We start from the raw sequence: 13,032 nt of genomic DNA on the forward strand, positions 1-13,032 counted from the left end.
GCCGTGTGCTAAAATTGCCTATGTCCACCGCCAAAATGCTCATAGACCCCAACCGAGTTCGCTCTATTCTCGCTACCGATTGCGGCAGTACTACCACAAAAGCCATTCTCATTGAGAAACAGCCGGATGGCGCCTACCGCCTCATCTGCCGCGGTGAGGCGCCCACCACCGTCGAAGCGCCGTTCGACGACGTGACCATCGGCGTTACCAACGCCATCCGCGAGGTAGAGGAGCTGTGCGGGCGCCGTCTCCTCGACGATGGCGGGGAACCGCTGACACCGCAACAAGAGGATGGATCGGGGGTAGACCTCTATCTTTCGACTTCCAGCGCCGGCGGAGGGCTGCAGATGACCGTGATCGGCGTGGTAAAGCGAATGAGCGCGGAAAGCGCCCAGCGCGCCGCCCTTGGCGCCGGAGCCATTGTCATTGATGTGCTCGCTACCGACGACGGCCGTAAAGACTTTGAGCGCGTGGAACGTCTGCGCCAGCTTCGACCCGATATCCTCCTCATGGCCGGAGGCACCGATGGCGGTACCGTTATCCACCTCGTGGAAATGGCCGAGATGCTGCTTGCCGCCGACCCGCGCCCCCGTCTCGGCCACAACACCAAACTGCCCGTCATCTATGCCGGCAATCCCGACGCCTACCCCCAGGTGGCCGAGATTCTGAATGGACATTTCGACCTCCGCCAAGTTCCTAACCTCCGCCCTAGCCTAGAACGAGAAAACCTCGGGCCAGCACGCGAGGCCATTCATGAGGTCTTTCTACAACACGTCATGCAACAAGCTCCAGGCTACAGCAAGCTGCTGAACTGGACCAGCGCCGACATCATGTCTACCCCCAACGCCGTCGGTAAAATTATGCAGACCATCGCCGAACAGCAGGGCATCAACCTCCTCGGCGTGGACATCGGAGGCGCTACCACCGACGTCTTTTCCGTTTTTGATGGTCACTTTACCCGCACCGTCTCCGCCAACTTGGGCATGTCCTACTCCATCTGCAACGTCCTCGCGGAGGCGAAAATCGCCCGCATCTGCCGCTGGCTCCCCTTCCCTGTCGAGCCCTCCGAAGTTCGTAATCAGCTGCGGAACAAGATGATCCGCCCCACCACCATCCCACAGCTTCTCACCGACCTCTTGCTGGAACAGGCCGTCTGTCGTGAAGCGCTCGCCCTCGCCTTCGAGCATCACAAATCGCTGGCCAGAGACCTGTTCGGCGTCGCTCAGGCCAAAAACGTTGGCCAGATCTTCGAGCAAAAAACCTCCAAAAGCTTCATCAACAGCCTCGATCTAGATATGATCGTGGGTTCAGGGGGTGTGCTCTCCCATGCACCCCTTCGCGCTCAAGCCGCCCTTATGATGCTGGATGCCTTCCAACCGGAAGGCTTTACGCTGCTCACCGTCGACTCCATCTTCATGATGCCTCAACTCGGCGTGCTCTCTACCCTCCATCCGGAGGCCGCAACCCACGTGTTCCAACGTGACTGCCTCGTCTATCTGGGAACATGCATTGCGCCGATCGGCGTAAGCAGAGAGGGAGAGCCCTGCGTTACCGTTGAGGGGGAAGGCTGGAAAGATACGGTGCCGTTTGGAGCGCTTCGGCTCTATTCGCTAGGACTTAACGCGGCCGGCGAGCCGATGGAACAAGAGATAACGGTGACCCCCTCGCGTGCCTTCGATTTAGGCGCCGGACGTGGGCGCGCCGTGCGACGCGTCGTGAAAGGCGGGGTGGTAGGCCTGATCGTGGACGCGCGCGGGCGGCCATTGCAACTGCCAGCCGACCCAGAGGCGCGCCTCCACTGCCTGCAGCAATGGTATCGCGCACTGAATATACCCCTGCCGCAACAAAACCGAACCGTGGTAGAGACCAACGTATCATGAACGGAACACCAACACCTGCACGCCCCGAACGGAAAGCAACGCTGCGTTTGGGGCAAAGAGAGTTGAACTACATCACGCTTGTCGTCGCTCTCATCGTTATCGTCGGCGTGCTTTGGGGCGGCTATCGTGGCTTCATGAGCTTTAAAGCCCAACGCGATATCGTCATCGCCCAAGAGAACCTGCATACCCTCTATAGCGCCATGCTCTTATATAGCAAAGATTTTGATGGGAAGCTTCCCAAAGCAGATCACTGGACCGATGCCATCCTCGGCTATCTCTCGGCCTCTAGCAGCCGCCCAGGTGGGCGCGAAGCTTTCTTGCATGGGCCTGCCGACAACGGCGAGGTCGGCTATGCCTTTAACACCTACGCCTCGGAGTACAATTTCGAGCCCAGCGGCTCCTTCACCCAAAAATCCAATGCCGACGCCCAGCCTTCCATAGACCCTGATAGAACCGTGCTGCTTATCGAAAAGCCTAATGCCCCTCCCAACGCCACGGTAAGCATTCCGCCCATCAACAACGTCAACGACCAAGCTATTCTGTATAAGGCGCTCTCGTTTCCTCACAATACCGGCGATCCGGAGAACGCCAAAACCGTTATCCTCTACCTCAGCGGACGCATTGATGTTGTCACCCGACGCGATATGCGTCCACAATAGCGGAGGACTTGCCCATGAGTACCGCCTACACCCCCGGCCTTAAAGTCTCTTCCTATACCCACATCGAAAAGGAGAGACGCCTACCGGTGAAGGGAAGAGTGCTGGTAAAGGAAGGCGACGCGGTATGGCCGGACACGGTGGTAGCCCGCGCCGAGTTGCCAAGCCCCATGCAGACCATTCGCCTTGCCGCCCAGCTCGGTATAGAGCCCTCGGCGTTGCCAACCGTTCTCAAAATGAAGCAGGGCGACCAAGTCCAGAAAGGAGACCTTTTAGCCGAAACGCGCGGCCTTTTTGGGCGCTTTTTCCGCAGCCGGTTCTACTCCCCTCTCAGCGGCACCCTAGAGCTTATCTCACCGACCACAGGCAATATCGGCATTCGTCCCCCTCCGCTGCCGGTAGAGCAACGTGCCTATGTGCGTGGGCATGTTCTGCGGGTGCTTCCGCAAGAGGGGGTGGTGATTCATTGTACCGGGGCGCTCGTACAGGGTATCTTTGGGGTTGGAGGCGAGCGTTTAGGCACCCTTCATGTGGTAACTAGCGGACCCGATAGTCCCCTCACCGAGCACCACATCCATGAAAAGCATCAAGGCGGCGTTGTGGTGGGCGGCAGCCTTGTTACGCCCGAAGCCTTGCGCAAAGCCGCCGAGATGGGTGTTGCTGGCATCGTCTGCGGAGGCATTGTAGATACCGACCTCATCGCCTTCCTGGCCGATACGCTCAACGACCCCAACTACGACATCGGCGTCGCCATCACCGGTCAAGAGCCCATCCCCTTCACACTTATTCTCACGGAAGGTTTCGGCCCCATCCCTATGGCCGAGCGTACCTTCCGCCTGTTCTGCCATCTGGAGGGTCAACAAGCCTCCATCAACGGCGCCACCCAAATAAGGGCAGGGGTACTTCGCCCAGAAGTCATTGTACCGCTAGGCTCCCATGAAGACAGCTCTCCAGAGGCCGATACCCAACCTACTCAAGCGCTTGCCGTTGGCACACCCATTCGCCTGATACGCGCGCCTTACTTCGGGGCGATCGGTGAGGTCGCCGAGTTGCCCACAGCCCCCGAACCCGTTGAATCGGGCGCCGTGGTGCGTGTATTGCGCGCGAAACTGGCCGACGGCCGTGTTGTCACCGTCCCTCGTGCCAACGTCGAGATCATCGAAGTTGTTTAAGGAGGCTCGCTGCGCTATGCCCACAACAAGACGGTGTAACTACCTCTTCCCTCACAATTTCTACTTGCCATAAAGGAACGATTCTATGAACAACACACCTCATCCTAACAGCAGCGTGCCGCAACCACGCGCCTCTGATCTCGCCCGCATTCAAGGCGGTGGGCTCACGCTGCTCGTCGTCACCCAAAAAGACCCGCTCTCTCTCTATCTCTTCCTTAATGGGCGTGAGATAGCACAACCCGATGTTGAAAGCATGACGATCCTTCTTCAAGGCCCTAACGCGGACTCCGAAGGGACTATCCATGCGTCGCTCTCTTACTACGTGCCAAGCATTAGCGGTGGCAAAAACACACAGACCATAGCGCTCTTTCCGGGCACTGTGGAGATTCTTGTCGAAACAAGGCGCATCCAAATCAGCTGCCCCTTTCCAAATACCTTCGATGGGCTTTGGGTGGGTCTTGGCCTGCGTCCAGATGGCTCCCCCCATGAGCTAACAGGCCTTCAGGCGTTCCACTTTTTGTTGGAGGGCACCCTCCTACATGCTGAGCTAACGTGGGTTAGCGGCGAGACAGAAACCATTTTGGACGAGTAACCAAAAAGGCCCAAGGAGATATCTCCTTGGGCCCACGTTTGCTTTTCCTATCCAGTCTAGTGGATAAGGATCTGGTCGTTGGCCGGAATAGATACCCCGTTCACCTGGGCAAACGGCGTTCCAAACCCCGAGGCTGAGACAGGGATCAACAACACCGTCCCATTTTGAGCCGAAGGTTGTTGAGCGCCCACCACCACATATTTCCCGTCCAAGGTAAAGCCCAATGTGGTTATACTGCCAAGATTGTAAGACTGGCCTCCCACGGTGAAGCTGGGACTGTAGATGCTGCCTACCTGCGCTAAATTGCCGGTATCCACGCCGGAAAGCAGAATCAGCCCTACATCCGCACCCACCACGGCCAGCTTGCCGTCCGGCGAAATGGCCACCGCATGAAGCGCCGATACACCGCTCAATGCTAGCCGAGAGCCGTGTCGTTCAGGCCGAACCACACGACGACTTGTCAGCGACATCGAAGCTGGAGCATTTAGGTGAACCGAACGTACCGACGGGCTGTTCGGCAGACCAACGATAAGGCTCGCAGTGAATTGGCTATTACTATTCCCGATAACAACCGCCCGGCTTGAATCCACAGGGCTGATCGCCATACCATCTCGGCCATCCTCCATGCCCTGAGCGCCCAGTGCCGCTAAATCGGCGGTCTGTGTAAAGGTATAGCCACCCCCACTTGCCGGTGCAATCGAGAACACCGTAAGGCCGGTGCCACCACGCGCCAGCAGCACTTTGCCGTCGTTCGAGATAACAACGCCATCCCGATTACTGGGAATGGGAATGGTGCCTGCTGTCACCGGGTTGCCTGAAACAATGCCGGATACCACGAGCAGCTGCGAGGACGAGTCGCCCGATACAACAGCCGTATCTCCGTTGGGCATGATCGCGATGGAATCTCCGTCGCCACCATAATTGGAAATGTCTAACGTGTTCGACGACACGGTTGGGTTGCCCAACTGAACGCCGGAGAAGAAGCGAACCGTGTTGCCTCCATCCACCAGTACACCTTGCGAACCGTCCGGCGTTAATGCCTGTCCGTCCAGGTCATAGGCGTTGGCTACCGGTAAATTGGTGACCACCGGGCTGGTGAGGTAAGCGTTGTTCTGAATGAACTGCACGATTTGCAATCCCTTTTTTCCTCCCTGCTCATCTGCAAGGATCGCCACTCCGTAGTTGGCGTAGGCAGTGCTCGTCCCCGGAGCAGGTTTATAGATGAGCAGCGTGCTCGGCAACGTTACGCCCGGTAAAGCAGCCGAGGGTGGCTGCTGGGTAAGGCCCCCATTAGTGCCCACAAGGAAGGTTCCTATGTCTACCCACTGGCCGTTGCTGCCACCACTGCTTTGGAACGTCGCCAAGTTCAGCGAAGTGCCTGCTGGAAAGCCGGATAGGCCCGTGGCACCAATGGATACCGGCTGAGCGAACTGAGTGAAACCGGCGGTACCAACGGCTAGCTTGAAAGCCCCCACATACTGGTTGCCCGCATTGGGCGTGAAACGACTTAGTCCGGCCGCTTTGGTAAACGAAGGGATGGAGTTGGCATCCAACGGCGTAATCGTGACCTGCGTTGGTCCTGAAACCGCCCCAGGAGGGAAGTTAAACGTATAGGTGGCTTTTCCTTGAGTGACGTTCATGCTTCCCCCAGCCGAAGTGATGGTCTGGGTAACACCGCCCGGAGTGGGGCCGCCAAGGCTGCCCCCACCACCTCCACCGCATCCCCAAAGCAGCAGGGAGCTGGTAATGACCGCGAGACCGGTGAGGGTCACGCGATAGCAAACTGTTTGAAAGCGCATAGCTTTCTCCTTTCTATGTTTCGACCCGAACGTGAACTGCATTGCACTCTTCAGATCTTCACCCCTCTCTCCACCGAGAGACGCCAGACCGCACTGCTGCAAAAGGCCCATCTAGCGTTTTTGCTACAACCCCCCTTCGGGGGTTGTAGCAAACGGTTCGCACTACGGCACCTTGAAACTAACCGGTTGTTGAGGAGGTGCCGAGATATTTCCGCTCTTGTCAATGGCGCGCACAATGTAGAGGTAGGTAGGGCCAGAGCGGACATTGTAATCGGTGAAGCTCGTAGGTGGAGTTCCGCCGTTACCAGGCAATACGGCCAGTTGGATGTAGTTAGGTAGCGCGTTATTGGTCGGCTGAATGGCACGATATACCACATAGCCTCCTGCACCGCTGGCAGGTGCTGTCCAACTAAGCCTGGCTGCACGCTGCGCGGCGTCGTAGCTCACCGAAACATTCTGAGGAGGATCGGCCTTTACCTTGAAGGCCGACCCATCCATCGGATGCGCGGGAAAGGAACGGTTATCGTCTTGATCCACGGCAACCACCGTGTATTCATAGGTCACCTCGGGCTCGGCGCTCGTATCTACAAATTCCACGGGTTCGGTAGTGCCAGATGGCACATCTACTTCACCGATCTGTGTGTAGTTCTTGAGATCGAAAAACCCAAGCAGAGCGGGATCTATGTTAACTATCTTTGAGACCCCACCCTCTGCGACCTCACCTTTGAAGAGTTGGCTAAGCGCAAGCGCGGGTGACTGCTGTTGCCTTACTCCGAAACGACTGGACGCCGCGAAAGCGACTTGTGCCTTCTGATCGTTCGCTATAAGGTTTTTACCGGCGAACACAGACGCAGCATGCACTTGCTGAAGCTTAACGTTAAGGTTTTGGATGTGGGTTGCCGCGGAGGTGGTTGGAGTAGAGGCTGCCGGCGTGGTCGTTATGAAAGGCTTCACGGTGATGAAGGGTTTTGCAGGTGCCACTGACCCTGTGGTAGGACGCGATTGGCTGGAACTAGTGGCCGGGGCCACAAGGCCTGCATGATGGAACACCTCGCCCAAATTTTTGAGTGTCCCCAGGTTGACGGTTACGGTTGAGGGAACCGCCTGGCGGTAGACCAAGAACTTCACCACCTCTTCGTTGGGTGGGTTAGGCACCACGGCTAGGGTCACCTTGCCCTCTTCATTGGCCACCACTTTTTGCAGAACGGGGGTGCTAGGAGGCTGTGTGGAGGGCACACGAAATTGAATCACGGTAGGTTGGGCGCTTGCAATGCCCCATCGGGTCACAGCTTCCACTCGATAGGCGTAGTAAGTAGCACGGCTTCGGGGCATTGGGTCGGTAAACTGAGTCTGGTCGGTCTCGCCAAGCAGCTTCCAATCTAACGGGGCTGATATCGATACAATCGGCACGTACTTAGCGATTATCTGCCCGTTGGCACCAAAAATGTTACTGTTTGACCGAACATACAGAAACGGCTTGCGATTCTGAGCCTGTGCCTTTGTGAGAGGCAATGGACGTTGCAGAGGTGCGAGCCCACCTTTAAAAGTGATACTTTGCGAGCCAGGGGGCGGTGGCGGGCCGGCCGGAGCCGCAGCCTGTGTGTTGGGCGGGAAGTAGCCGGTGAGGCTGGCACGGTAGATGCGATAGCGCATGCCCTTGGTGGTGTTGACCGCCGACCAGGTTAGGGTAACACTGCCACCGATATCGGCGGGCAGAGCGTCCGAGAAATCTTGGAGGTTTATTATGGTAGAATGGGGTGTTGTTAACCCGACAACCTGCTTAGACTGAATCGCCAGCAGAGTTGATGGCACTCCTGTTCGTTTATTGGCATTGGTACGATTGATGCGAAAGTTCGGAGGCGCCAGCCCCAGAGCCCTGGGATCGCACAGATACCGAGAACGCTGTTGCATCTCCGCCGTTTGAGCGCTCTTGGTGAAAGACGCCTTTAGGTTGGCCGGGCCGGGCGGCGCGACCCCGAGGGGAACCGCCACCACGTTGGTGGCAGCAGGCGTGGAATCGCGTAGGTTTGCCGGGTAATCGGCGGTCACTAGGTAGCGGTAGTAGTGATCTGGAACAATGGTAGTATCGGTAAAAGTAAGAACAACCTTCTGAGCCACGCTTTGAATGCTCGCGGTATCTACCCCTGCTGCCGCTAACTCTTTCCACGTCTCAAGGCCAGATAGAACAAAGCCTTTCTGCCCCGGTGCCGCATGACCGATCTGCATCATGATTTTTGGCGCCAGTTTCTGCTGGCCATTTTGGAGGTTGGCGTGGAACTTTTGGAGCTTCGCTCCAGCTAAGAGCTCTATGACCCGAGCGGGAGGAGCACTGTCCTGCCCATACGGCTGACCTTGAATAGGCTGAGGCGTAAGCAGCTGCGGAGGTGCATTTGGCTGCTCGGTGTCTATGCGAAAGATGCGATAAACGGGGGAACCCACCGCGTCATTTGGGGACCTGTTCCAAAGTACCACTACTACTGGTTTTTCAAGTGACACTACTATTTGTCCAATCGGAGTTGTTATTCGTCCTTCGGCAATTAGAGACGCTTGCGCGCCGGTAACCGGGGACGGAGTGCGCCAGTCCTCCATATTCATCTGTACCGTGGTGGGTTGGCTTACCCGACCAAAGGCGTCCGTCAAGGTGATCTTATAGGTAAGCGGCTCGATAGGGGCATTGTCGTCCGTGAAAGTGATGAGCGAGGGAGTTCGCGAACCATTGGCGTTCTGATAGCTCACCATGATCGGATGGTCGTTAATTTTGACTCCTTGCGGATGCGCTTTGTCGATACGCCACACAACGTAGGCGCCCGTCACCAAGGTCTTCATAACGTTCACTGGCGGGTCCGTCCAGTGAAACGCCACGGAGTGAACGCCGGTTTGAATGGGCGCCTCCACGTCAGGGGCTGGAGGTTGAGGATCCTTGCCCACCGTAATGGTCACGGTGGCAACATCGTTAGGACTTTCAGTGCCCTTATCATCTATAGCGCGCAGCGCGTAGGTGATCTGCTGCCCGTTCTGCACGTTTTGATCGGTGTAAGACATCCCGAGCGCATCGGCAAGCGATGGATTGACGAGCGCGGCAAGTTGAAGCTGCTGACGCCGCCGTATGGTCTCCTCTTCAGGGGTTAGTTTTCTTCCTGGAGGCAACGGCTGCGGGTTGAGCTGCCCGTTCCCTTTCCGAAACATGAGAGTATGGTAGCGTTGCAGCGCTTGCGGCACAGCAATGATCGGCGTTTTGCCCTGATGCAGCTTCCATAGCTGTGGTGCCGTGAGCGCGCTCTGCTGCTTTAGCACGGTGCCGTAGGCCTTGAAAGCCTCACGGCTGACATGCGTGGTATCCCGTGGAAGGGCTTTCTGGAAAAAGCCCGCCTGTGGCAGACCGCCAGCAACTTGCACCGGCCTCCGTAAGACCGTCACTATCTCAGGCTTAAGGGTACCAGGCTTCGTTGTGATCGGCTGCGTGTTAACTTTGGTTCGTTGCCCGTTCACAATGCGATAAAGGTTATAGCCACCCGGTGCCAACCAGCTATCAATGGTAACCCATCGAAGGCGCACTTCCGGCTTGGTGTTGGGGTTGGCCGTGGCCGCCATTAGCGACACGGTATCTGCACGAACCTGCCAACCGGCAAGTCCCACAAAAGCGAATAGAGCGAGCATGGTATGGGCATGTAAAGGTTTTCTCATTTTTGTTCCTCCTTCTCTTGATGGATTTAAGCGCCATAGCTAGAACGTGAAGGTGTAGCCTACATCTAGGTTGCCCCCCACGGTGCCAACCCCGGGAAGATCAACGCTCACACCTGCGTTGAGATCTCCCGAAGCCGTTAGCTGATCATTTTGGTACTGTATGCCAAGAGCTCCGTTCAGGTAGGCCGAAAGGCCTGCACTCACGGTTGCGAAAACGATATGGGCAGAGAGCTCAATCGAAGCGCTGGCGCCTGCGGCTACGAACCCTCCGAAAGTTAACCCGTTGTTGTAGCCTATGCTGACATAGGCTTTGAAATAGGCACTAGCGCTCACATCGTAGTCGAGCGTAATGCCCCAACCTACGCTGCCGCTTGAGTGAAATCCCGCTTCAACATCTAGCGCTGCGGCAAAGGAGAAGCTGTCATTGGTGTGGTCTATATCAACAGCCGCTTTCACCGATGCAAAATTCAGGAGATCAATCTCGATGGGATTGTCTATCTGCAATTGATACTGACCCACATCCGCGTGGATTGGCCCTCCTAAGTGCAGGTATTGGGTATTCGGGTCAATATGCAGCACAATCTGCCCACCCGCATGAATGATCTTATGATCACGTGATGGGATGTTGATATCGGCGGCCAAAGAGGCCTGGAAGGTCGCAGCAGAGGGATTTATATAGATATCCCCAATCAGCACCCTATCGTGCTTAGATGGATCGGCGGGTATATGATTATTATCAACAGGATCCAGCAGGTAGCCGTTGCCGTGCAGATCGATAACGAGCGGATTTGTGGAAACTGTGAGGGTAAAGTCGCCCCAAAAGGTGTTCTGATCCATTGTTTCCAAGCGGATACCGGCGCAGAATATCCAGCTAGTTTGTCCGTTGGCAATCTCTTGATCAGATAGAGGTACAAGCTGGTCAACCTTGGGAATGCCGCTTGTCACCCCGTTGGCAGATTTTACGTTGTGACCAATCGCTCCCATAAATCCCCCAAGGCCCAACCCAGAACTGCCCAGGGGAATGGGCTGAGGCAGTTGAATACCAGCTCCCACAAACCAGGCATGCTTAGCGACGAGAAATTCCGCTTGAAAGCCCGTTCCGGAGCCCAGACATTCCAGGGTTAGAGAAACCTGGCCGTCGAGATAGCTATCGTTGTAGCCATGCGGCGGATCGGGTTTATGAAAATCCACCTGGCCGCTAACATGGACTAGATGTTGGATCTCGCAGTCCACAGCGATGGAGCCCAGGCTAGGTGGCCCATGTTGGTAAAACTTGATTCCGTCGAAGTTGCCCTGAACAGAGATGGGCAGATCACCAGAAAGCTTCACGTTGCCGGTAAGTCCAATCCACATCCCTTTCTGTTGATCCGTTCCAAAACCCAATTGACGTATCTCGAGCTCTGCGGGGCCCAGGCTGATGTCGTAAGGGTTGTTCAGGTTGAGCCAAGCGCCGCCCAGTTGGAAGTGGCCATCGCTGCCAACTTCAAGGTCTGTGAGGTCGAGCGTCGCATTGCTAAGCACGCTAGCATTGCCGTTAAACTGTATTTGACCGGTTAGCGCAAAAATCCATTTGTCATTTGGTTGCTTTTCGACCTTGCCCTGTGAGATGTGAAGAGAACAAGGGAAGTCTTGGGACTGGATCGTTTGATCGGCTTCTATGGCCAAGCTAACGTCGCCGGTGTTCGAAAAGGAACCCGACAGGCCCAGATTTCCCCCAAGGCTAGGCAGTTTCATATTCCCATCGAACCGACAGTCTTGGATCCGGTTGTGGCCTATATCGAACGCAAGGTCATTGAGGGTGATATTCACTGAGCCCACCTTATCAACGTTCACGTTATTGAGGCTTACAGCGCCACTAACCCCATTTTGGTCTATGTAGAAGTTCTGCACCTGCACCTTGGCGGGCTGGCCATTATTCTGAAAGGCGCTTGGCAGCGTGAGGGTCGCCTGTTGAATAAAGATGCCGCGCCAACTGGCAGGAAGGGGCTGCCCAGTAGCCGGATCTTTCTCTGCAGGGTCGCCTTTTGTGGAGGAAAAATCCACAACTACGGTGCTTCCTGTCGGAAGGGTGAGCCCCAGGCCGTTCCAAGTGAGATCGATCTCCTGCGGTAGTTGGACGCTCGCAAACAGATTATCCCCGCCCACACCGCAGTTAGAGGTGCCGATATGTCTGTTTAGAGCCACTGCCCGATCTTCTGGCAGCATGGCGTTAGCGAAGTTGTAGGACAGTTTGACGTTTGGGATGGTGGCCGAAGTGTTGTTTGTGGTCGATAGGCTGGGCGGCAAGGTGATATCGCAAGTGAGGCTCACGGTTTGCGGCTGACTATTCTTCATACTGAACTGGGCCGACGTAACAGTAAGCCCAAACCCCATCGGCTGTGCTAAGGGAATGTAGATGTTGGCATTGTTGAGCGAGGCGTTAAAGCTCACCAAACCGTCCTGGTCTATGCTGACGTTTTGGGCATCGAGCGTGAGGGGGGCCTCGTCTTGCGTGACGATATCGGGCAGGTTCACCGCGATGGTCGCAGAGGGAATGGTTAATGTGAACTCATCTGGCTTGTTGCTGCCCGACGCGTAGTGATGATAGTGCAGATTCATCGGAGAGGCTTGTACAGTACAACCGGGAAGTTTAATGCCCCCGGCCGATGTGTCCTTCGTCAAGGAAGCATTCTGCGCATCTATCGTGATCTCGCCATTTTCCGACAAACTCACCGTGCTCTGCAACTGCAGTTTGGGCGCATTGCCGTTGCTATCCCGAAACGGCAGAATGGCGGCAAAAGCCCCACCGCTTAGCTGCAAGCTGGGCGTTGGTTGCAGGACAAAGGCTAGCTTCGTTCCAATCCCAATCGAAAGCCCAACCCCACTGCCAAAGATATTGGGAACATCCTGCTCATTGTTGAACACATAGGTGAGGCCGTTGGCGCGCCCAGAGCTATCTACCGAAACGTGGCTGAAAGGAACGTTGGGTATCGGTGGCAAGGTGGTGCTTCCCACGCGAATCACCACGGATCCCGTGCCCGCCAGGTTGTCCGGCGCTTGGGACGTATAGGTGATGTTATTCATCACCACCGACACGGGGTCGGAATTGCCATGAACCCCTAAAAAGACGAGCTGTTGAGGGGGAGCGGCCAGAGTAGTCTCTGGCGCTCCCCAGGCAAGCTGGCAAAGGAGCAGGAGCGAGGCGAGTGCTATGCTTCCCTGCCAGCCTATGGTATGGAGGATTATTTTTTGTTTGCGCATGTCCATCCT

7 protein-coding genes are annotated in these 13,032 nt (G+C 56.2%); 4 read left to right on the forward strand and 3 right to left on the reverse strand.

The window, feature by feature from the left end; genetic code table 11:
- The first annotated feature begins 20 nt into the window (after positions 1-20).
- The 4 genes from CCALI_RS07300 (at position 21) to CCALI_RS07315 (ending at position 4,300) form a co-directional block, all read left to right on the forward strand.
- On the forward strand, positions 21-1,880 hold the full coding sequence (locus CCALI_RS07300; RefSeq protein WP_016482835.1) for a glutamate mutase L: 1,860 nt from the start codon (positions 21-23) through the stop codon (positions 1,878-1,880).
- Positions 1,877-2,539: a hypothetical protein gene (locus CCALI_RS07305; protein WP_016482836.1), complete on the forward strand. Its 663-nt coding sequence runs from the start codon at positions 1,877-1,879 to the stop codon at positions 2,537-2,539. The genes CCALI_RS07300 and CCALI_RS07305 overlap by 4 nt, the downstream gene beginning before the upstream one ends.
- 14 nt (positions 2,540-2,553) lie before the next feature.
- Positions 2,554-3,708 (forward strand): hypothetical protein, encoded by a 1,155-nt coding sequence (locus CCALI_RS07310; protein ID WP_016482837.1) that lies wholly within the window; start codon positions 2,554-2,556, stop codon positions 3,706-3,708.
- A gap of 85 nt (positions 3,709-3,793) precedes the next feature.
- The gene (locus CCALI_RS07315; RefSeq protein ID WP_016482838.1) at positions 3,794-4,300 is read left to right on the forward strand and encodes a hypothetical protein; all 507 of its coding nucleotides are present in this window, start codon (positions 3,794-3,796) and stop codon (positions 4,298-4,300) included.
- A 56-nt stretch (positions 4,301-4,356) separates the two neighbouring features.
- On the opposite strand, the gene CCALI_RS07320 is transcribed toward CCALI_RS07315, so the two are convergent.
- The 3 genes from CCALI_RS07320 to CCALI_RS07335 form a co-directional block, all read right to left on the reverse strand.
- Positions 4,357-6,099, reverse strand: coding sequence for a WD40 repeat domain-containing protein (locus tag CCALI_RS07320; protein WP_016482839.1), 1,743 nt, complete (start codon positions 6,097-6,099; stop codon positions 4,357-4,359).
- Between the two features lie 162 nt (positions 6,100-6,261).
- Positions 6,262-9,783 carry a fibronectin type III domain-containing protein gene (locus CCALI_RS07330; protein ID WP_016482840.1) on the reverse strand — a complete coding sequence of 1,174 codons (3,522 nt, stop codon included), beginning with the start codon at positions 9,781-9,783 and terminating at the stop codon, positions 6,262-6,264.
- Positions 9,784-9,822: 39 nt separating this feature from the next.
- Complete coding sequence (locus tag CCALI_RS07335; protein ID WP_016482841.1) at positions 9,823-13,023, reverse strand: hypothetical protein; 3,201 nt, start codon at positions 13,021-13,023, stop codon at positions 9,823-9,825.
- Between the last annotated feature and the right edge of the window lie 9 nt (positions 13,024-13,032).

The organism is Chthonomonas calidirosea T49 (genome assembly GCF_000427095.1).
Lineage (GTDB): Bacteria > Armatimonadota > Chthonomonadetes > Chthonomonadales > Chthonomonadaceae > Chthonomonas > Chthonomonas calidirosea.

Coding starts and splice junctions, on each gene's coding strand:
- CCALI_RS07330 (WP_016482840.1), bottom strand. CDS start 9,783: ATGAGAAAACCTTTACATGCCCATACCATGCTCGCTCTATTCGCTTTT.
- CCALI_RS07315 (WP_016482838.1), top strand. CDS start 3,794: ATGAACAACACACCTCATCCTAACAGCAGCGTGCCGCAACCACGCGCC.
- CCALI_RS07335 (WP_016482841.1), bottom strand. CDS start 13,023: ATGCGCAAACAAAAAATAATCCTCCATACCATAGGCTGGCAGGGAAGC.
- CCALI_RS07320 (WP_016482839.1), bottom strand. CDS start 6,099: ATGCGCTTTCAAACAGTTTGCTATCGCGTGACCCTCACCGGTCTCGCG.
- CCALI_RS07310 (WP_016482837.1), top strand. CDS start 2,554: ATGAGTACCGCCTACACCCCCGGCCTTAAAGTCTCTTCCTATACCCAC.
- CCALI_RS07300 (WP_016482835.1), top strand. CDS start 21: ATGTCCACCGCCAAAATGCTCATAGACCCCAACCGAGTTCGCTCTATT.
- CCALI_RS07305 (WP_016482836.1), top strand. CDS start 1,877: ATGAACGGAACACCAACACCTGCACGCCCCGAACGGAAAGCAACGCTG.